This is a genomic window from Mycobacterium sp. FW102-FHT13B02, assembly GCF_058790275.1.
Map to the genome: position 1 here is coordinate 1 of NZ_JBYTCM010000001.1, position 20,152 is coordinate 20,152.

General features: G+C 62.8%; 12 protein-coding genes, 7 pseudogenes and 1 other annotated feature. Of the genes and pseudogenes, 13 read left to right on the plus strand and 6 right to left on the minus strand.

Annotated elements, in window-relative coordinates; genetic code table 11:
• Nucleotides 1-217: 217 nt before the first annotated feature.
• From AC3WTE_RS00005 to AC3WTE_RS00025, 5 genes and pseudogenes are all read left to right on the plus strand, one after another.
• Nucleotides 218-472: pseudogene (locus tag AC3WTE_RS00005) on the plus strand (AraC family transcriptional regulator); the annotation flags it as partial.
• Between the two features lie 172 nt (nt 473-644).
• The gene (locus tag AC3WTE_RS00010) at nt 645-1,004 is read left to right on the plus strand and encodes a DUF732 domain-containing protein (RefSeq protein ID WP_492434665.1); all 360 of its coding nucleotides are present in this window, start codon (nt 645-647) and stop codon (nt 1,002-1,004) included.
• Between the two features lie 528 nt (nt 1,005-1,532).
• Nucleotides 1,533-2,588, plus strand: a pseudogene (locus AC3WTE_RS00015) (IS256 family transposase); the annotation flags it as partial.
• A gap of 100 nt (nt 2,589-2,688) precedes the next feature.
• A complete protein-coding gene (istA, locus tag AC3WTE_RS00020; RefSeq protein ID WP_492434667.1) occupies nt 2,689-3,930 on the plus strand; it encodes an IS21 family transposase in 1,242 nt (413 codons plus the stop codon).
• Nucleotides 3,930-4,172 (plus strand): annotated as a pseudogene (locus tag AC3WTE_RS00025) (IS21-like element ISAau2 family helper ATPase IstB); the annotation flags it as partial. The gene istA (AC3WTE_RS00020) and the pseudogene AC3WTE_RS00025, both read left to right, overlap by 1 nt.
• An 8-nt stretch (nt 4,173-4,180) precedes the next feature.
• Here the strand turns inward: AC3WTE_RS00025 and AC3WTE_RS00030 are convergent.
• A complete protein-coding gene (locus AC3WTE_RS00030) occupies nt 4,181-5,431 on the minus strand; it encodes an IS30 family transposase (protein WP_492434669.1) in 1,251 nt (416 codons plus the stop codon).
• A 46-nt stretch (nt 5,432-5,477) separates the two neighbouring features.
• Here AC3WTE_RS00030 and AC3WTE_RS00035 point away from each other — a divergent pair.
• Nucleotides 5,478-5,768, plus strand: a pseudogene (locus AC3WTE_RS00035) (integrase core domain-containing protein); the annotation flags it as partial.
• A 707-nt stretch (nt 5,769-6,475) separates the two neighbouring features.
• A pseudogene (locus AC3WTE_RS00040) lies at nt 6,476-7,723 on the plus strand (IS1380 family transposase); the annotation flags it as partial.
• A gap of 32 nt (nt 7,724-7,755) precedes the next feature.
• Here the strand turns inward: AC3WTE_RS00040 and AC3WTE_RS00045 are convergent.
• The 3 genes and pseudogenes from AC3WTE_RS00045 to AC3WTE_RS00055 form a co-directional block, all read right to left on the minus strand.
• A pseudogene (locus tag AC3WTE_RS00045) lies at nt 7,756-9,008 on the minus strand (IS3 family transposase).
• Nucleotides 8,594-8,725, minus strand: a sequence feature (AL1L pseudoknot). Its footprint overlaps the pseudogene before it by 132 nt.
• Before the next feature lie 49 nt (nt 9,009-9,057).
• Nucleotides 9,058-10,098, minus strand: a complete 1,041-nt coding sequence (locus tag AC3WTE_RS00050) for an IS630 family transposase (protein WP_492434671.1) — start codon at nt 10,096-10,098, stop codon at nt 9,058-9,060.
• 197 nt (nt 10,099-10,295) lie between these two features.
• Nucleotides 10,296-10,826 carry a PaaI family thioesterase gene (locus AC3WTE_RS00055; RefSeq protein WP_492434673.1) on the minus strand — a complete coding sequence of 177 codons (531 nt, stop codon included), beginning with the start codon at nt 10,824-10,826 and terminating at the stop codon, nt 10,296-10,298.
• A 335-nt stretch (nt 10,827-11,161) separates the two neighbouring features.
• Between AC3WTE_RS00055 and AC3WTE_RS00060 the strand changes: the two genes are divergently transcribed.
• From AC3WTE_RS00060 to AC3WTE_RS00085, 6 genes are all read left to right on the plus strand, one after another.
• Nucleotides 11,162-11,821 (plus strand): IS3 family transposase, encoded by a 660-nt coding sequence (locus AC3WTE_RS00060; RefSeq protein ID WP_492434675.1) that lies wholly within the window; start codon nt 11,162-11,164, stop codon nt 11,819-11,821.
• A 67-nt stretch (nt 11,822-11,888) separates the two neighbouring features.
• Nucleotides 11,889-12,032, plus strand: coding sequence for an integrase core domain-containing protein (locus tag AC3WTE_RS00065; RefSeq protein WP_492434676.1), 144 nt, complete (start codon nt 11,889-11,891; stop codon nt 12,030-12,032).
• Nucleotides 12,033-12,712: 680 nt separating this feature from the next.
• A complete protein-coding gene (locus tag AC3WTE_RS00070; RefSeq protein ID WP_492434678.1) occupies nt 12,713-13,138 on the plus strand; it encodes a Zn-ribbon domain-containing OB-fold protein in 426 nt (141 codons plus the stop codon).
• A complete protein-coding gene (locus AC3WTE_RS00075; protein ID WP_492434680.1) occupies nt 13,138-14,280 on the plus strand; it encodes a thiolase family protein in 1,143 nt (380 codons plus the stop codon). Before AC3WTE_RS00070 ends, AC3WTE_RS00075 begins: the two co-directional genes overlap by 1 nt.
• Before the next feature lie 279 nt (nt 14,281-14,559).
• A complete protein-coding gene (locus AC3WTE_RS00080) occupies nt 14,560-15,453 on the plus strand; it encodes an SDR family oxidoreductase (protein WP_492435433.1) in 894 nt (297 codons plus the stop codon).
• A gap of 31 nt (nt 15,454-15,484) precedes the next feature.
• Entirely contained in the window at nt 15,485-17,089 is a 1,605-nt protein-coding gene (locus tag AC3WTE_RS00085; protein ID WP_492434682.1) for a class I adenylate-forming enzyme family protein, read from the plus strand.
• Between the two features lie 3 nt (nt 17,090-17,092).
• Here the strand turns inward: AC3WTE_RS00085 and istA (AC3WTE_RS00090) are convergent.
• Together istA (AC3WTE_RS00090) and AC3WTE_RS00095 are read right to left on the minus strand one after the other, a co-directional pair.
• Nucleotides 17,093-18,141, minus strand: a pseudogene (gene istA, locus AC3WTE_RS00090) (IS21 family transposase); the annotation flags it as partial.
• A 552-nt stretch (nt 18,142-18,693) separates the two neighbouring features.
• The gene (locus AC3WTE_RS00095; RefSeq protein ID WP_492434684.1) at nt 18,694-20,151 is read right to left on the minus strand and encodes an MCE family protein; all 1,458 of its coding nucleotides are present in this window, start codon (nt 20,149-20,151) and stop codon (nt 18,694-18,696) included.
• Between the last annotated feature and the right edge of the window lies 1 nt (nt 20,152).

Sequence of the window (20,152 nt, forward strand, 5' to 3'; positions counted from 1 at the left end):
CGGCACCGACACGGCCTGAACATCTCCGCCCACCTCAGCCCCGTCCCCGAATTCCCACCACCCCAGGGGACTTAGCCTGAGAGACAAAGGTTACGACTGCCATAACTGCCCGTCCTTTACTCGCGTATCCACCTTCCAATTGTTGCCGTGAGCAATCGGTATCGCTATGTTCGAAGCAGTCAGAGAAGTGTGGATTTAGCTCACAAGGGGGTGGGCTGTGGAGCTCGAAGACGCGGGCATGCCAGCGCTGGCTTTCCTTCAGATGCTCGACAGCGACGCGCTCGGGCGTGAGGCGGTGGACGCTCTCCGTGACATCATGGTTCGAGAGCACGTCAACGAGTCGATGTTGGTCGGACCCGACGCACAGGTCCCCTTAAGATGGTTTAAAGAGATATATCCCGATTTCAACGTTGATCACGGCACCCGTCTGGGTTTCGCATTCGCTGAACATGCCAAACTGACGTCATTCGGGGTGGGCGGCATCGCGCAGAAGAGACATCCGCGACGAACCCGAAGGTAGCCTGGCGCCCCAACACTACAGGACGAGTGTCCAGCTAAGCTGCATTGCAGCGGCCACGTCCGGAAAATTGGACGGGTCACGAAGGCTACTAAGTCAGGATCACGAGTGAAAGGGCGATGCGGTGGTGACCGGAACGGTGCAGAGATCGATCGGCGCGGCAGTCCTTGCGGCCCTAGCGTTTTTGGCGTTTGCTCAGCCGGCTGCCGCTAAACCGGCACCGGAGATCGAGTTCACGTACAACGTTGCGTTTCGACGCCACTATCAGTTCCCGAACAACGATGCGGTTGGATATGGACGCACAATTTGTGATGCTGTGCAACGAGGCGATACTTACAGTGTGGTCGTCGCCGACGTGCGGAATGCGATCACACCCAATGACGAGGAATCGGTGAACTACCTTGTAAGTAACGCAGTCGATATTCTTTGCCCAGCCCAGATCTGGGAGCTGCGCCAATCAGCGGCCGGCTATCGGCCGGAGCGGTAACGCCCGACGAGAAGCCCAATCACGTCAGATGGGCAGTCCAGGGCGTCGCCGAACGGTCGAGAAGCTCGACTTTCTCGGCTTCACTCCCGCCAGGGTCACTTGTGTCAGACCGAGGTCGATTCTGAATTGTTGTCACGTCCTCGGGCAAAATGCGTGATCTCTCACAGCCGAGCAGCGTCGGTGAGACGCTTCATCTCAGACACACGGGCCTACGTCGAAACGGTGTCGCGCCGAAGGGCGCACCACCAAAGAGATCCGATGTTGCCCCAGGCGCTGTCCTGCCCATCACCTCTACCAACCTTGCAGAGACTTGCATCGAGCCCGCGACCACACCGCACGCGGCGGTCAGCCACCAGCCATCTGTGTTCCCAACCTCTCAGGTCAGCACTTTGGGTGGGACTGTGGATTTATCGGTGTTTCCGGCCTGACACGCTGAGCGCGGCTCGGCGGGGAAGGTGCCGTGATGACGCCACTGGATGTGGTGAAGAAAAAGTCGAGCCTTCTGCTGAGCAGCGGGCTGCGGTCGAGTTGGTGCGGCTGGCCCGGGGGAACAGGGGCTGTCGCTGACAGGTCCAGACGGACTGCTCAAACAGCTGACCAAAACGGTGCTTGAGATCGCACTCAATGAGGAAATGACCGAGCACCTGGGCTACGAGAAACATGACCCGCCCGGCGCGGGCACGGGCAACATCCGCAACGGGAGCCGCGCCAAGGCGGTGTTGACCGACACCACCGGCACCGTCGAGATCGATGTGCCGCGGGACCGGGAGTCGACGTTTGAGCCGCAGATCGTCAAAAAGCGCCAACGCCGACTCGCCGGTGTTGATGAGGTTGTGTTGTCGCTGTATGCCAAAGGCCTGGCTACCGTGGAGATTTCGGCGCATTTCGCCGAGATCTACGGCGCCTCGGTATCCAAGGAGAAGGTATCCAAGGAGACGATCAGCCGGATCACCGACAAGGTGATCGAGGATATGAACGACTGGGCGGTGCGTCCGTTGGATGAAACCTACGCCGCGATCTTCATCGATGCCATCGTGGTGAAGGTCCGCGACGGCCAGGTGGCCAACCGGCCGTTCTACGCCGCGATAGGGGTCACACTGGCCGGCGAGCGCGACATCCTCGGGCTGTGGGCTGGCACCGGTGGTGAGGGCGCGAAGTTTTGGATGAGTGTGCTGACCGATCTGCGCAACCGCGGCGTCAAAGACGTCTTCTTCGTGGTATGCGACGGGCTGAAAGGGTTGTCCGAGGTGGTCAGCAACGTGGCCGCAGGCGATCGTGCAGACATGCATTATTCATCTGATCCGCAACACGTTTCGGCTCACCTCCCGCAAGTATTGGGATGAGATCAAGCGGGACATCAGACCGATCTACACGGCGGTCAACGCTGCCGCGGCCCGGACGGCGTTCGACGATCTGGCCGAGAAATGGGGCCAGCGGTATCCGGCGGTGATCCGGTTGTGGGACAACGCTTGGGCGGAGTTCATTCCGTTCCTGGACTACGACGTGGAGATCCGCCGGGTCATCTGCAGCACCAATGCCATCGAGTCCTTGAACGCCCGCTATCGGCGGGCGATCAAGGCCCGCGTGTCAGCGGCGCTTGAAAACTGACCCCCGCGCGGCAACTGAATTTTGACCCTCTGGTCCGGTGACCTGGCTTTACCCGAGCCAGAAGGATCAGAAGGGAATGTTGTCAGTGGAAGATTGGGCAGAGATTCGGCGGTTACATCGGGCAGAGCAGATGCCGATCAAGGTGATCGCCCGGGTGTTGGGCATATCGAAGAACACCGTTAAGTCCGCGTTGGCGCAGGATGTGCCGCCGAAATATGAACGACCACAACGTGGTTCGATTGTTGACGAGGTCGAGCCGCGGATTCGGGAGTTGTTGGCGGCCTATCCGACGATGCCGGCGACGGTGATTGCCGAGCGGATTGGGTGGTCCCGCTCGATTCGGACGTTGTCGGCGAGGGTGGCCGAATTGCGGCCGGTGTATCTGCCTCCGGATCCGGCCTCACGCACGGCGTACGCCGCTGGGGAGATCGCCCAGTGCGATCTGTGGTTTCCGCCGGTGGCGGTGCCGGTCGGGTTCGGTCAGATCCGCAAACCGGCGTTGTTGCCGGTGTTGACGATGATCTGCGCCTACTCGCGCTGGTTGTCGGCGGTATTGATTCCCAGTCGCCGCAGCGAGGATCTGTTCGCCGGGTGGTGGCAACTGATCGCGGGTCTGGGCGAGGTGCCACGGGCACTGGTCTGGGACGGTGAAGGAGCGATCGGGCGCTGGCGGGCCGGACACGTGGAGTTGACCCAGGAATGTCAGGCGTTTCGTGGGGTGCTGGCCGCCAAGGTGATCGTGTGCCGGCCGGCTGACCCGGAAGCCAAAGGGCTCATTGAACGCTCTCACGACTATTTGGAGCGCTCGTTTCTGCCCGGTCGCACGTTCGCCTCGCCGGCGGATTTCAACTCTCAGCTGGCCGACTGGTTGGCCATTGTCAACACCCGGCCCCGCCTCGCGTTGGGGTGTACTCCGACCGACAGGATCGCCGCCGATCGGGCCGCGATGCTGGCGCTGCCGCCGGTATCGCCGGCGACAGGCTGGTGTGCCTCGTTGCGCCTGCCGCGCGATCACTATGTGCGTCTGGACGGCAATGATTACTCGGTGCATCCCGGGGCCGTCGGACGGCGGGTGCTGGTGCGGGCGGATCTGGATCGAGTCCACGCGTTCTGCGACGGGGAACTGGTCGCCGAGCATGAACGTATCTGGGCAACGCATCAGACCCTGTCGGACCCGGCGCACGTTGAGGCGGCGAAAGTACTGCGGCGCAGGCGAATAGCAGCCAAACACGCCGTGGCTGAACCGCAAGTCGTGACCCGATCGCTGACCGATTACGACACCGCGTTCGGTGTGGACCTCGATGGCGGGGTGGCCTGATGGCGACCGCGAAAACCAGCCCAGCCGGCCGTGATGTCCGCGCTGAAATCGCCTACCTGACAAGGGCATTGAAGGCACCGACGTTGCGCGATGCCACCGAAAGGCTCGCCGAGCGGGCTCGCGCGGAGAACTGGAGCCACGAAGAATACCTGGCCGCGTGCCTACAACGGGAAGTGTCCGCTCGCGAAGCCCACGGCGGCGAAGGACACATCCGATCGGCCCGGTTTCCGGCACGAAAATCGTGGTGGATTCAAGGTCCTAGTGCAACAGCGGGTGGATCGGACGGGTCGGACAGTAGTTCGTCGAGGCGTTGGGCGGGTGTTTTCCAGTCCAGGGGTTTGCGTGGCCGGTTGTTGAGTTTGGCGGCGACGTGGTCCAGATAGTCCTCAGGAAATATCGATAGATCGCTGCCCTTGGGGAACCACTGGCGCAGAAGACCGTTGGTGTTTTCGTTGGTGCCGCGCTGCCAAGGCGAGTGCGGGTCGCAGAAGTAAATGTCCAGATCGATCGCTTCGGTGATCTGGGCGTGGTTGGCCATCTCCTTGCCCTGATCCCAAGTCAAGGTTTGACGCAGCATCGCCGGCAGCCGGGGCATCTTGGCCACGATGGCGTTCTGTACCGCCTCAGCGGTGTGGTTCTCGGGCAGATGCAGCAGCACCGCGTACCGCGTGGACCGCTCGACCAGCGTCCCGATCGCTGACCCTGATTCGGTGCTGCCCAGGATCAGGTCGCCTTCCCAGTGCCCGGCCACAGCCCGGTCGAGGGCCTCGGCGGGACGCTCACTGATGTTGATAATTCCGGGGATGCGTCCGCGGCGTTCCCCGGCCCGGCGGCGTGGGTGACGCAACGCTCGCCCAGTGCGCAGGCAGGTGTGCAGTTCCCGACGCAGATTGCCTTTGCCCTGCACGTAGATCGACTGGTAGATCGTCTCGTGGGACACCCGCATCTCCAGATCGTCGGGAAACTCAACCACCAGCTGCCGGGCGATCTGCTCGGGGCTGAGGAAATCTTTGAGCCAAGTCTGCACCTGGGTATGCAGACGAGCGCTGGTAGCCAGCTTGCGCGGATGCGGTCGCCGGGCCTTGTGCTGGGCGCGGCCCTGGGCGGCGCTGGGGAAATAGTGCGGGCGTCGCAACGGTCCGCCCCGCCACGGGGCACCGAAACGGAACTGCGGCCGGTACTTGTTGCGGCCATCAGAGCTGTTGCGTTTGATCTCCCGGCTGATCGTCGAGGGCGCCCGTCCTAGTCGCTTGGCGATGCAACGGATCGGTTCCTGCGCCGCGACCGCCAGCCCGATCTGCTCACGCTCGGCGAAAGTCAGCCGAGTGTACTTCCTTGGCGCCGAATCGATCTTGGGTTTCACCCCGCCAGCGTTGACAAACCACTGCCATCCAGTGCCCGGCGACACGCCGGCAGCGACCGCAGCCGCATCGATCGACAGCTCAGAACTGACATGAGACCAGAACAGGCGCACTACCGAAGGCAGAGGGCCAGGACGCATGCAACAACTCCCCAGATAGGAGCTGTTGCACTAGACCCCTGAATCGAATCAATTCCGGTCCCGGAGATTTGTTCAAGCGCTGTCGCACAACGGATTACACGGATCGATGGGCCGTGTCGGTGCATGCGGTGACAATGCCGCGATGGAGTCGTTCTTCGCCCTGCTGCAACGCAACGTGCCCGACCGGAAATGCTGGGCCACTCGCACCGAATTACGCCTGGCGATCGTGTCGTGGATCGAGCGGACCTACCACCGCCGACGCCGACAACGCGCACTCGGCAGACTCACGCCGATAGAGTTCGAACTGCTCCACACACCAGTCGCAACTGCGGCCTGAAAATTCACACCCCGCGAGTCAACTGAACTCGGGGCAGTCCCCCTGACCAACGCTGCCCTGATGTCCATCTTGATGATCCCGGGTTCGTGTACCGCTTCATCCCTGACGGTCTGGCCGAGAAAGGCTGCGGCGCTTTTGGCGGCTGCGCTCACGCGACAGAATTTCCGCATGTTTGGTGAGAAGCCAGCCGTGCCGACAAAAGTGGGCCGCCCGTTCATGACGATCTCGTGCACCGTGTGTTCATCGCCGATCGGCCAAATCAGTTGTGACTCAGCGATATCACATAACACGTTACGACCACGGACAAGCTACGCCTGTGCGGTAAACGGCGTGTTTTCTAATCGTATATTCCGTTACTCGATCGATTCCCGATGAAGTCGCAGTTGGCGGTCAACGCGGCTCCATATGGCCATTATTCCTCGCAATCCCGTTGCGACAGTGGTTCATTCCGATCGAGGCAGTAATTCCGCTTCCACATCGTCCCGGAACTCCTCCCGATACGCCTTCGCCATGATCGGCACCCTTCTACCGAGAACCCCACAATCCTCAGATATCAGGAGTCAACCGAACCCTCAAGACCCCTTAGCCTGGATACACCGATTGGATAGCGGCCTGAGGTGGGTTGTAACGCCGAAATGCCCTGTCGTGGTGGAAGAATGAGATTTCTCTAGGATCAAATTCGACCACTACGAAGGGGCATCTCGTAGATGCAACTGTCTCACATCCGGCCCGTGGCGGCGGCGGTCTTCGATGACCCGAATCTGGTGTCGTGCGCCGGGCTGGTCCCGATGGCCGCCCTGGCCCACAGATGCGGGTTGGCTGCGCTGGCTGATGAGCATCTGAGCGTGCCGACCGACAAGGGCGCCAATGCCGGGGCGAAGGTGAGCGCCCTGGTTGCGGGGATGGTCGCCGGGGCCGACAGCATCGATGACATGGCCCTGTTACGGCATGGCGCGATGCGCACCGTCTTCGACCGCCCGTATGCGCCCTCGACGTTGGGGTCGTTTCTGCGGGAATTCACCTTCGGCCAAGTCCGTCAACTCGACGCCGTGGCCACCCGACTGCTGGGGCGACTGCCCGCCCACGCGCCGCTGCTGGCCGGGATCGACGGCCCGGTCCTGGTCGATCTCGACGACACCATCGTCGAAGTGCATGGCTACGGCAAGCAAGGATCCGGTTACGGTTACTCGGGCGTGCGGGGATTGAATGCGTTGATCGCCACCGTCACCACCGAACAGGGCGCACCGGTGATCGCCGGCCAACGCCTGCGCAAAGGTGCGTGCGGGTCGGCGCGTGGGGCGGCCCGGATCATCGGCGACACCCTGGCCACCGTCACACGGCTGCGCTCACCGCAGGCCACGGGCAAGCCGCTGGTGCGGATGGATTCGGCGTTCTACGGTTATCCCAGCGTGGCCGCGGCGCTGCGCGGCGGTGCCGATGTGTCGGTCACCGTGCGCCTGGACCCCAAAGTCAAGGCCGCTATCGCCGAGATCGGCGAGGACGCCTGGACTGCGATCGAATACACCGACGCCGTCTACGACGAAACCACCCAGCGGTGGATCTCCCGGGCCGAGGTCGCCGAGATCGGGTTCACCGCGTTTAGCTCCCGCACCGCCGCCGAGCAGGTCGCGGGCCGGCTGGTGGTGCGCCGTATCCCCGACCTCAACCGGACCAGCGACAACGGGCAGGCCACCCTGTTTGACGTGTGGCGCTTCCACGCGTTTTTCACCACCACCGACGCCGATACCGTCACCGCCGACAAGATCCACCGCGGCCACGCCATCATCGAGCAGGTCCACGCCGACCTCAAAGACTCCGCGCTGGCTCATCTGCCCTCGGCACGCCTCAACGCCAACGCCGCCTGGCTGGTGCTGGCCGTCATGGCGTTCAACCTCACCCGCGCCGCGGCCACTCTCACCGGACCGGGGTTGGCCAAGTCCCGCACCGAATCCATCTGAACCGTCCTGGTCTGGATGGAGACCTTTGGTTAGGCCACCTCGGGTATGGCGGTGACGGTGTCACGGTAGCGGTTCTCGTAGTCGGTCGGTGAGAGATAGTCCAGCGAGGAGTGCAGCCGGGTGGTGTTGTACCAATGCACCCAGGTGGCCGTTTCCCGTTCGACCTCGGCCCGCCCGGTCCACGATTCGTCCCGCCCGATCAGTTCGGTCTTGTACAGCCCGATCCCTGATTCCATCAACGCGTTGTCGAGGGCATCGCCGACCGAACCGATGGAGCCGGCGATACCCGACTCCACCAAAGCGTCGGTGAACGCCAGCGAGGTGTATTGGGCTTCCGGCATCGGAGTGATGCACCAAACCCGTTGTGGTGAAGTGGAAATCAGTCCTCCTGCGGGTGAACAAGGCTTGTTCTAGGACGCTGGTCACTAACGGGGTGGCCTTGGTCGACATGACCCGCCATCCCAGAATTCGCCGCGAGTACACATCGACACAGAAGGCGGTATAGACGAATCCCTGCAGGGTCCACACGTAGGTGAAGTCAGCGACCCACCATTGATCGGGCCGGGTCGGTGCACCCCACTGACGGTCGATCAGATCGGGGTGCCGCGCAGCCACTGGGTCTGCGGTGGTGGTGATGGTGCACCGCTTGCCGCGCACGACGCCGGTGATGCCGCAGATCCGCATCAACCGGGCCACCTGGTCCCGACCTATCTCGTGGCCAGCATGTTTCATCGCATGCCACATCTTGCGGACCCCGTAGAGCCGCCGGTTGGCCACATAGAGCCGGTGCACGGTGTTGGCGGCATGTGCTTCGGCCCAGGTGGCGTCGCTGACCGGGCCGCGGGCTTTGGCCGCGTAGTACGTAGACGGGGCGATCGGCAGGCCGTGCTCGGCGAGCACGGCGACGATCGGGTCGACCCCGAACTGGTCGCGGTGAGCGTCGATGTAGTCGACGATCACCGAAGTCGGCGGTCGACCTCCGCCGCCGCGAAAAACGCTGTCGCTGTCTTCAAAATCTCATTGGCCCTGCGTAATTCAGCGTTCTCCCTGCGCAACGCGATGAGCTCAGCCCCGAGTCCTGGTCGTTACCTGCCGGTGTCGACGTGCCGGTGCCATAGCGATCTTCGACCCAGTTGCGCAATGTAGCCTCGTTGATCCCGAGAATCTCCCCGACGTACCGACGAGCCCCCCGCTTGGAATCACCACCCTGCGTGATCCGGTCCTGATACATCCGTACCGCCCGCTCGCGTGTCTCTGGGTCGAACTTCCTCTGTGCAGCCACGACAACATCCTCCTGGTGCGATCACGGACTCCACCAGACCCAGGACGGTTCAGATGGATTCGGCGGTGGCTGTCCACACGTAGGGTTTGGGATCGGCGTTGTGGGCGTTGAGGTATGCCTCGATGCTGGCGATCAGATCGGGCACGCTGGCGAAGATCCCGCGGCGCAGGTTCTTATCCGTCAGATCGCGAAACCAACGCTCGACCTGGTTGAGCCACGACGACGAGGTCGGCGCGAAGTGCAGATGAAAACGCTTGTGCCGGTTGAGCCAACGCTCGACTTCGGCGTGTTTGTGGGTGCTGTAGTTGTCCAGGATCAAATGGACCTGCAGGCCGTTGGGGACTTCGCGGTCGATGGTGTTGAGGAACTTGAGGAACTCGGTGCTGCGATGCCGGGGCAGGCATTGACCGATCACCGAGCCGGTGAGCACATCCAGGGCGGCGAACAAGGTGGTGGTGCCGTTGCGCTTGTAGTCATGGGTCATGGTGCCCGCCCGGCCGGTCACCATCGGCAGCGACGCCTGAGTGCGGTCCAAGGCCTGGATCTGGGACTTCGCATCCATGCACAACACGATCGCCCTGTCTGGGGGGCTCAAATACAGACCGACCACGTCGATCAATTTGTCCTCGAACTTCGGATCGGTGGACACCTTGAAGGTGTCCACCCGATGCGGTGCCAATCCCAGATCCGACCAAATACGTTGCACCGTCGCCGAACTGACTCCCACCTTCTTGGCCATCGTGCGACACGACCAATGCGTGGCACCTTCTGGAGTCGTCGTGGTGGTCAACCGCACGATCTCGGCGATCGTCTCCTCAGAAATCGAGGGCTTGCGGCCCCGACCCGCACGGATCTTGTCCAACCCGGCAAGCCCGTCCTCACCGAAACGCTGACGCCAGGCCCGCACCGTCACCGGCGTCACTCCGACGTCCTCGGCAATCCGGATGTTGGGTTCGCCATCAGCGGCCATCAACAGCACTCTCGCACGCAGCACCTGCTGATGCGGCGCCGTCCGCGACCTCTGCAGCCTCTCCAATGTCTCGCGCTCGCCCGGCGTCATCGACAACGCCGCCGCAGGGGATCCACTCATTCATCGAGAATACCGAACATATAGCTAGCTATTTGTGTGACACACCACTAGGGTACCTCAGCGACTACGGCGATGCGCTCGCCGTAGTGGACGGCAGTGAACTGCGATCCGGGTACGAATGGCAGATCTCGCTGGGCGACGTGCTTTCCCGCGACCGCCGCGCCATGTCCGACAGCTTCCCGCACCATGAGGTGCGTTCACATGGGATTCGTGACAGGAACGACAGCCTGCTCGCCGCCAGATGGGCCGGGCTCACCATTGAGCCACCGCCGGAATCGACCATAGTGCTCGACGGGGTCCCGTTCGACGAAGCGTGCCCGCGCGTGGCACAGCAACGTGTCTGTCTCGGGCAGTAGAATCTCGGCACGAACAATCCAGTGGCCGCGTTCATCGCGCGATTCTGGCCAGGCGTGGATACGCAGTTCACGCTCCAGGGGAACCGGGCGCCGGAACTTGACCTCCATTTCGGCGGTAACCGCCAAAACCGCCGCAGCGATCGGCACCGCGCCGCATGCCTCATCCAGTGCGCCCATCACTGACCCGCCATGCACGACGCCCCCGGCTCCCTCGTGGTCTGGCGCGAACCACGCCGTACCTTCAACCGCGTCGCACTCGGCGACGCGGTGCAAACGCATGCCGAATCGACAACGGTTCATCGCACGGCAGCCCGCGCAAAGGAGCTTCCCGAACTCGAGGCTGAACAGCGGCTCGTCGTCATCGGGCCCCATCGGAGTACTCATTGGGGCAGGCTATCAAGCAGACCATTCGGAAGCCGCGGATTCGCGTCGTGATGTTAGTCACGGATAACGTCTGTCGCCAATGCGCAGAAACGCCACCCGGCCGACCCCACCCCCGTGGACAACATCGGCGTCGGCATCCGGTAATCCCGAGGTGCTCGACGATGATGAACGCAAAGAGTGAGAACGGTTGCGCACGGAGAACGCCGAATTGCGTTTGGACCGTGCGCTTTTGAAAAAGCCGCAGCCTTCTTCGCCTCCGAACAGAACCGGTAGAAATGTACCGGATCATCGAAGCGGAGAAGGCCAACTTCACGATCGTGCGGATGACTGGACTGTTGGAGGTGTCCCGGTCGGGCTTCTACAAGTGGCGCACAGCCCGTGCGGCGGGGCCCACGCCGGACCAGCAGCGCCGTGAGGCGATCGACGTCAAGGTCAAGGGTTTCCACGACGCCTCCGATCAGGTGTACGGCGCACCGCACATCCTGGCCGATCTGCGTGAAGACGGGGAGGTGATCTTCTGCAAGACGGTGGCGGCCTCGATGCGCCGCCAACGCCTGGCCGGGATCAGCCCGCGGAAGTTCACCTCGGTGACCACCGTGGTCGACCTCGACGCACACCGCCCCAAAGACCTGGTCAACCGTCGATTCGACCGCGGTGAGCTCAACAAGGTCTGGACCTCGGACATCACGTACTTGCCCACCGGCGCGGCCTGGCTGTACCTGTGCGCGGTTCGAGGACGGGTGCTCGCGGCGGGTCCTGGATTGGGCAGTCGAGGGCCACATGCGCACCGATCTGGTGGAGTCCGCACTCTCGATGGCAGTGGCGCTGCGTGGGGCGTTGCCCGCACAGGTCATCTTCCACGCCGACAGCGTCAGCTGCTTCCCGGGGGAGCTGGCCTGTGGCGATCTGGTCCCAAAACTCTCGTTCCTTGGACCGTGGATGACTCGGTGCTCCCGGCGACCTCATCGGTGCTCGCCCGGTAACCTCGCGCATCCAATCTGATGGACGTCCCACCAACACCCTCCTGACCTTGAGTGTTGCGTCCACCGGTTGAGCCCAATCAGTACACCCTGGGACAATGCCCAGGCTGAATCCTTCTGGAGCACAGTGAAATTGGAATTCTACCACCGATACACCTGGCCCACCAAGCACGCTGCCAGGCTCGCAGTCGGCGACTGGATCGAACGGATCTAAAACCGCCGACGAAGGCACTCCAAGATCGGCATGATCAGCCCAGTCGACTTCGAGCACCGCCATCATCAGACGGCACAAGCCGCCTGACCCCGTGTCCACCATCCGGGGGCAACCTCGCACTATGCCTTCACGGAACTATTTTGATAGTATGTTAACGAGCAATAACTTCGGCTCAACCTGGGCGCTGCGGAGATGACTTTGAGAGTGGGGAGGTGAGTCGATCGCTGTCGGATGTACCGCGGACCGAATATTCGACGTTCGGCCCGGCCGGGGAGCTTACGGAGAAACGAGCGCGGGTACCCTTCCCCATGGCGCAGGGACAACAACATAAGACACCGCCGTGACTTCAAAGGTGTTGTGGCAACGGCAATCTCACCTTCGGCGTCGAAGCCCGCTGTAGCTGATCCGGTGCGGAATTGCTGATTTTCGCCGCTTCTGCCGTGCCTCATCGGTCCTCCCTCGAGTGGCAACCGTCTTCGGCGCACTTACTGACCACGCCAACACACTCAGGGATGACCAAACAACGCGATTCCAATGTATAGCCACTGCACGCGAAGCAATAGTTAAGGCGATCGATCCTTCGGAACGCCGCAAGGCGAGGGGTCGTCCAGCATTCGCCACGACAAATGAGACAAATGAATTGTCCAACCTCAATCCCACACGACCGGAGACCCCACACGATGCGTCGACCATTCGAAGACGGTTACTTCACGATGCCCGACGGCCGCGAACAGCCGCGGTTGATTGGTTCCTACAGCCAAACCGCAGACAAGTACTTCTTTCCACGTCGGCGCCGCTGTCCGCTGACGGCAGGGGCTGTGGAGGATGTCCTGCTGTCGCCAACCGGTGAGCTGTACGCCTGGACCTTCGTAGAGTCGGCGTGGATGGGGAAAACGCGTTTCAGCTCCACCGGTGACGGCCACGGTGTCGGCCAGATAGAACTGCCTGAAGGCGTCCGTGTGCAGTCCATCCTGCGGGGCGGAATGGGTGACTGGGAGATCGGGATGCCCATGCAACTCGAGGTGTATCCCCTTGTCACCGAAGCCGATGGCACCGAGTTGTGTTCGTTCCGGTTCGGCCCTGCGGGACAGGAGGCATCCCGGTGATGGCTCGCGATGTTTATGTGATAGGCGTCGGGATGGTGCCGTTCGGCCAGCCAGACGCCGATGCCGCTGACCTGGGTTTTGAGGCGGCGGTGAACGCGCTCGACGATGCGGGTATCGGCTTCGACGCCGTGGGATATCTGTACAACGGGTACATCAGCGCCGGTCTGCTCACTGGTGTCACACTTGCCAAGGATCTCGGTCTCACCGGCGTCCCCATCTCCCACGTGGAGAATGCTTCGGCGACCGGATCGTGCGCCTTCCACGAGGCGGTCCAGGTGGTGGCGGGGGGTAGCGTCGATGTTGCGATGGCGCTGGGTTTCGACGACCTCAACCGAGCTGCGCCGGCTATCGGGGGCGACAAGCCGGGTATTGGCCAAGTGATTCTTCCGGCCGCGTTCTTCGCCATGTGGGCGACGCGGCGGATGTACGACGTGGGTACGACGGTCGAGACCTATGCCGCCATCGCCGCAAAGAACTGGAATCACGCTCGCCTCAATCCATTTGCGCAGCGGCGGGCTGATCATGAGGTCACCGTGGAAGAGATTCTCGCTTCACGCATGATCTCCTACCCACACACCTCGAAGATGGCCTGCGCCGCTGGCTCAGGAGCTGCGGCCGCCATCGTCGCAACCCGAGAGGTGGCAGAGCGACTGGCCGGTTCGCGTCCCCTGATTCGGGTGGTCGCCAGTCAGCAGCAGTCCGAGCAGTACGTCGACGGCCACATCTTCATGGGCGCGGTCGTCGGTCCGGGTGAACTCACCCGGACCACGGCTGCGGCCGCCTATGAGGAGGCCGGTTTGGGGCCGGCCGACCTTGACCTCGCCCACGTGCACGACGCGTTTCCGATCGAGGAACTGATGTACTACGAGCTTCTGGGTGTGTGTGAGGCAGGGGAGGGGGACAAACTCGTCGCCGAGGGTGCGACGAGTTTGGGTGGTCGGATCCCGTTCTCGACCGACGGCGGGCTAATCGGTCGCGGCCACCCCGGTGGCCCGACCGGCCTGGCTCAGATCTGGGATGTGACGCGACAGCTACGGGCCGAGGCGGGACCGCTGCAGGTCGAGCGAGCCCGCACCGGGCTCGCTCACATGATGGGTGCTGGCGCGGTCTGCGTAATCCACATTCTGCAGTCCACCGCGTAGCCGGCGGCTCGGTAGTGCAGACCGTCGAGTTGGAGGGCCACACCATGTTTGCGACTGAAATCGCGGGCTCCGCAGCGAGGACGGGAGCGCAGATGGAGCCGTTGCGGCAATCCGCTCAGCGCGGTTCCCACTGGATTGTGGCTCGCGTTCGATAGCTCAGGTAGCCGCGAGGGTATACGGGCGTTCGGTCGGATCGAGACCACTCGCATGGTGGTGCCGTCGTTGTTCGACGACGTTAGAGAAGCCGCCCCGCGGGGCAACGGAATGAAAGGAATTGGCATGGATGGGTTTAGCTACGACGGGAAGGTCGCCATCGTCACCGGGGCTGGAAACGGCGTCGGTAAGGAGCATGCGATGTTGCTGGCATCACGCGGCGCGCGCATCGTCGTGAACGATGTCGGCGGCAGCGTCGCCGGTGAGGGTGCCGACTTGACCCCCGCGGAGGCCGTCGTGGAGGAGATCGAAGCGGCCGGCGGTGTCGCGGTCGCAGACGGTCACAGCGTGGCGACCCAGGAAGGCGGGGTGGCAATCGTACAGACTGCGATCGACGCCTTCGGGCGAGTCGATATTCTCGTCAACAACGCCGGCATCTTGCGAGACAAGTCATTCCATCATCTGACGCCCGAGTTGCTCGACCCGGTGATAGACGTCCACCTCTACGGCACCATATGGGTGACGCAACCCGCGTTCAAGAGAATGCGTGATCAAGGCTACGGGAGGATCGTCAACACCTCGTCGGCCGCCGGTATCTTCGGCAATTTCGGTCAGGCAAACTACGGGGCCGCGAAAATGGGCATCGTCGGCTTCACGCGTGTGCTGGCACAGGAGGGCGCGAAGTACAACATCAAGGTCAACGCGATCGCACCGATGGCGCGCACGCGGATGACCGAGGAGCTTCTCGGGCCGGTCGCCGAGAAGCTCGATCCTGCACTTGTCGCGCCGGTTGTGGCTTATCTATGCCATGAGTCGTGTGATCTCACGTCGAGGATCTTCTCCGTTGGGGGCGGGCGTGTGGCGGAGATATTCATCGGTGTGACGAAGGGGTTCGCAACTCCGACGCTCGATATCGAAGCAGTCCACGACAACCTCGAGGCGATCTGCGACCGAGACGGCTACATCACTCCGACGCAGGCTAATGACGAGATCGGCTTCGTAATGAAGGCGCTCGGCTGACGATGAACGCACGACGAGAAGGGGCTACCTCATGGCAGTGATCGATTTGCTGAGCCGGGCCGCAGAGCACCAACCGGACAAGCCCGCTGTCATCGCCGATGACGGCGAATTGACCTTCCGAGGTCTCGATCTCGCCAGCAGTCGGGTCGCCCACCGATTGCACGCCGTCGGTGTTAGCCGTGGTCAGAAAGTGGCCATGCTTCTCGCGAACGACCAGGCCATGCATTTCAACGCCGTGTACTGGGGAATTCACAAACTGGGTGCCGTGCCGGTGCCGCTCAATACCAGGTGGGCGGCGCCGGAGAAACTGTATGTGCTCGAGCACAGCGACGCCGTGGCGGTGATCAGCGGACCCGTCCACCGTGACGTCCTAGTTCCACTCGCCGCAGGGCGAGAGGTCGAGATCGGCGGTCGTCCGGGGCGCTTCAAGCTCCAACACTTCTTCGTGACGGGCGGCGAAGCGCTGGACGGCCTGCAGTCCCTCGGCGACGTGACGGGTGAGGGGTCGACGGACGTGCCTGCCCTCGACCCTCCCCCCGGGGCCGATGACCCGGCAGACCTCCTCTACACATCCGGTACGACGGGGATGCCGAAGGGCGTGTTGGTGCCCGAGGGCAATCTCGCAGATGACCCCGGACAGGCGAATCTCAGTGCGCTTCTTGGCGCGCTATTCGGCGACAGCTTGCTGCACGCCGTTCCCCTGTTTGGCTTTACGGGCTGCCACGGGCTGATGCTCCTCAGCGTTCGTGCAGGCATCACGCAGATCGTGTTGCCCCGCTTCGATCCGGAACAGTTGCTCGCTTCGATCGAAAAACACCGAGCGACGTCGATCATGGGGGTGCCGACCATGCTGAACTTGGCTATGAAGCACCCCAAGGTGAAGGATCACGACTACAGCTCGCTTCAGTTCGTCTTCTTCGGAGCGGCACCGATTCAACCTGACACGGTGCGCAAGATGTTGGAGATCTGGCCGACGGTGAAGATGCTGAACGGCTATAGCCTCACTGAGGCAGGTGCTGGCGCGGCCTGCATGCTCGGCCCCGACCCGCAAGACATACTTGCCCGGCCGGGTTCCGTCGGCCGACCTCTGGGTTGCGAGGTCGTTGTGGTCGACGATGATGGCAACCCGCTCCCGCAGGGTGAGGTGGGCGAGATCTGCTTCAAGTCGGAAACCCCGCGGCGCAGCTACTACAAGGGTGAGCAGACCACCACTGAGCTCTGGCGCGGCAACGTGCTGCACACCGGTGACGTCGGTTATGTCGCTGAGGACGGCTACGTCTATCTGACCGACCGCAAGAAGGACATGGTCTTACGCGGCGGCTACAACATCTTCGCCATCGAGGTCGAGCGCGTGCTGCTTGAGATGCCCGAAGTCCTGGAAGCCGCCGTCATTGCGGTGCCACATCCCGACCTGGGGGAGGATGTTCTTGCGGTCGTTGTGCCCCAGCCCGGGTTCGGTGGCGAAGCTGATCTCAGCGCCGAAAGGGTCAACCAGTTCTGCCGGCAGCACCTCGCCGATTACAAGTGCCCACGCCACGTTGTTGTCGTGGACGAGCTGCCGAAGAATGCGATGGCCAAGGTAATGAAGGCCGAACTCCGACAACGCTTCCGTGAGTACGTGCTCGACCGACGGTGAAGCGCCATCAGACCACACCCGAACGTGCGCCAAGTCGGCAACGACCTCGATGCGCCGCTCGACCGCGAGGGGGGTGCACCGAATAGTCGTTAGCGTCGAGGCGCACATAGTGATCGCGCGGTAAGCGGGCATGGGACCGCCATCCGGTGATCGGCGCGACCGGAGGTAGTGCCAGCATGGCGGCCTTATCGGCTTCGATGCGATCGGCAGGTCGACACCCCAGCGCCCGGTGCTGACGACGATTAGCGATCTGCAGCCAGTCGGTCAGTTGGGTGTTGAAATCCGCCGGTGAGACGAACACCCGCCCGGGCAGAAACGCCCGCTCCAGGTAGTCAGTCATGGAAGCGTTCGACCAAACCCTTGGCTTCAGGGTCACCGGGCTTGCAGATCACTACCTTGGCGGCCACCGTCCCACGAAATGCCTGACACGACGCAGTCAGTTCCGGCGCCCGGGCCCGCCACCGCCCGACGGCACCCTCGCCGTCCCACACGAACACACGCGGCACCGCACCCAGAGTCGAAACATGCTGCCACCAAACGGCATACAGATCTTCGGCGGTGCGGGTGGGAATCAACCAAGCCGACGCCCACCGCGAGTATCCGCACACCATCGTCATCACCGGCAGCGCCGTGGCTGTGCGCGATTGGCCGCAACCGACGGGCACCTGTACATCGGGAAACCACAAGTCGCACTGGGCGATATCCCCAGCCTGGTAGGTCGTGCGCGACGCCGGATCCGGCGGCACGTACAACGGCCGCAGCTCACGCACTCGCTCACTGAGCGTGCGGATCGAGTACTGCCAACCGATCCGCTGCGCGATCACCGTCGCCGGCATTCTCGGATACGCCGCGAGCAGCTCCCGGATCCGCGGCTCGGCCTCATCGGCCACGGACCCTGCCGGCACCCGCTGATACTTCGGCGGCTGGTCACTGGCCAATGCGGCCTTGACGGTATTGCGCGACACACCCATCACACGCGCGACCTCTGAAATCGACAACTGCTCCGACCGGCGCAACCGCCGGATCTCTGCCCAGTCCTCCACGCTCAACACCCGCTTCCTCCCTGGCTCGCCCAAGCCAAGGGTCTCCAGGAAGCTGGTCAAAATTCAGTTGCCGCGCTCTGATCGGTATTCAGTTGCCGCCGACACCCTGGAGGAATTCCGTGACGGCAGGCCGGGGAATTGCGTAACGGACGACATCCGTCCGTCGTTGACACCTGCAATCAGCAGCCTACGAACTCGTCGTGGAAGGCGAGTCCTACTGGCAACGCCAGAAACCCGGAAAGTCAAAGCCGGTCCCTCCGACTTCGTCGGGATTGACCGGCAACCCTCGCATCGGTCACCACCAACACACGGCCTGAAATCGGAACAACCCATGCGAATGGCAAACCAGTGGTCCCATCACCCCGGAAGGCTACAACCAGCTCCCGCGCGGTCGCCAGCCCATCAGGGTGCGCTGGCCATGGACACATCATCGTGGGCATCAGCTGCAGAGGACCAGCGTGCTTTTCGCCGAGTTCACCGGCAAGTGGCCAACCACACCCTGATCCGCCGGTTCTGGGCAGTCCGGTTCTCCGCGATTCGCGGCCAGCGGGCCCTCTGCTGTCACCTGCTCTGTGGCGGCAACAGCATCGCCTTCCAGTCGTTCGCCGGCTTCACAGTCTGGCTGACGCTGATTGCCGAGTAGACCTTACCGTCAGGACCGGTGAAGTTTCCCGTGCCAGGGTCGTATTCGACAACCGACAGCGGCGGCGGTGTCGATGGCGGCGCGTCAGGCACCGGCGGTGCGCCTGCAGGGAACTGCGGAATGCCCTGGCCGGTCAGGGTGGCGTTCGGGTCGCCCTTCCAGTTGTTCCCATCGTTGAGCGGCACATACTGCTCGTCGCTCTCGCACATCCACGCGGTCGGAGCTCGCTTACCGGGCTTCGTCTCGCACGGGATGTTGCGCGCGCCGCGGACCGCCATTGGTGAGTCCTGCGGAATACGACAGTACAACGCGCCTCGCGGCGGGTCCGGGTAGTCCTCAAGTGCGGGCGAGCGTCGCTGCTGCGCAGGCAAATAACCGGTTGTGCAGGGCGGCGGTAGGTTGATGTTGAGATTGAAGTCCAGGGTAGCACCCCGGTACGCCTGTTTGGTGTTGTGGTTGGCGACGGTGACAGAGTAAAAGTTCTGGACAGTCATCGGCACAGTGACTAAGAGCTGTTCGATATCGGCTTGGTAGAGCACCGCCACCTTCCCCAAGCCCACCAGATTCGCCAACAAGATCGGCACGGTCGGCCGCACCCGCTTGAATAACTGGCGAGCTTGGTCGGTGGCCGAAGGACCCGTTGTCAACAACCCGGCGACGTCCCCGTCACGGTTCCGCAACTGAGCGGTTATCTCGGCCAAGTGCGCGGACCATGCCTGAATTGCGTCGGCGGTGCCAGCTTGGGAATCTAAAACTGGCTGGGCCTGGTCGATCAACGAGGTGAGCGAATCCAGCTGGGCGTTGGCGTCGATGGCGAGTGCGGTGGAACCGCGCACGATCCGTGAAATCTCCGGTCCCAAGCCTCCAACAGCAGTGTAGGACTCATCGACGACGGTCTTGAGGTTGTCGCGCGGAATAGCCTGCAGGCCCCGGTTGGTGGCATCGACAAGCTCATTGATGTCGGGCGGGACGGTGCTGCGGTCTAGGACGACGGTGTCGCCGTTCTTCAGGGGCGGTGAGGTGCCGTTGCGTGGAGACAGCGCGATAAACTGCTCTCCGACCGCCGACACGCTGTGCACGTCCGCGTCGAGATCCGAGGGGATCGCGACGTCGGATCGAAGCGACAAGACCGCCGCAACACCCTTGTCTGTGAGATGCACCGCGGTAACGCGGCCCACTTCCGTACCGCGGTACGAGACGTTGGCACCGCCATAGATGCCACCCGCGCGCGGCAGTTCAACGGTCACCGTGTACTCGCCTACACCAAACAGTGTTGCCGGCAGCCGGACGAATCCGAAGATCATGACAGCACCGGCGACCAGGGCCACCACCATGAAGATTGCAAGCTGAAGCTTGACACGTCTGTTCAGTCGCATG

Coding starts and splice junctions, on each gene's coding strand:
- AC3WTE_RS00075 (WP_492434680.1), top strand. CDS start 13,138: ATGGCTCGCGATGTTTATGTGATAGGCGTCGGGATGGTGCCGTTCGGC.
- istA (WP_492434667.1), top strand. CDS start 2,689: ATGTTGTCAGTGGAAGATTGGGCAGAGATTCGGCGGTTACATCGGGCA.
- AC3WTE_RS00030 (WP_492434669.1), bottom strand. CDS start 5,431: ATGCGTCCTGGCCCTCTGCCTTCGGTAGTGCGCCTGTTCTGGTCTCAT.
- AC3WTE_RS00060 (WP_492434675.1), top strand. CDS start 11,162: ATGACTGGACTGTTGGAGGTGTCCCGGTCGGGCTTCTACAAGTGGCGC.
- AC3WTE_RS00050 (WP_492434671.1), bottom strand. CDS start 10,098: ATGAGTGGATCCCCTGCGGCGGCGTTGTCGATGACGCCGGGCGAGCGC.
- AC3WTE_RS00055 (WP_492434673.1), bottom strand. CDS start 10,826: ATGGGGCCCGATGACGACGAGCCGCTGTTCAGCCTCGAGTTCGGGAAG.
- AC3WTE_RS00095 (WP_492434684.1), bottom strand. CDS start 20,151: ATGCGACTGAACAGACGTGTCAAGCTTCAGCTTGCAATCTTCATGGTG.
- AC3WTE_RS00080 (WP_492435433.1), top strand. CDS start 14,560: ATGGATGGGTTTAGCTACGACGGGAAGGTCGCCATCGTCACCGGGGCT.
- AC3WTE_RS00070 (WP_492434678.1), top strand. CDS start 12,713: ATGCGTCGACCATTCGAAGACGGTTACTTCACGATGCCCGACGGCCGC.
- AC3WTE_RS00085 (WP_492434682.1), top strand. CDS start 15,485: ATGGCAGTGATCGATTTGCTGAGCCGGGCCGCAGAGCACCAACCGGAC.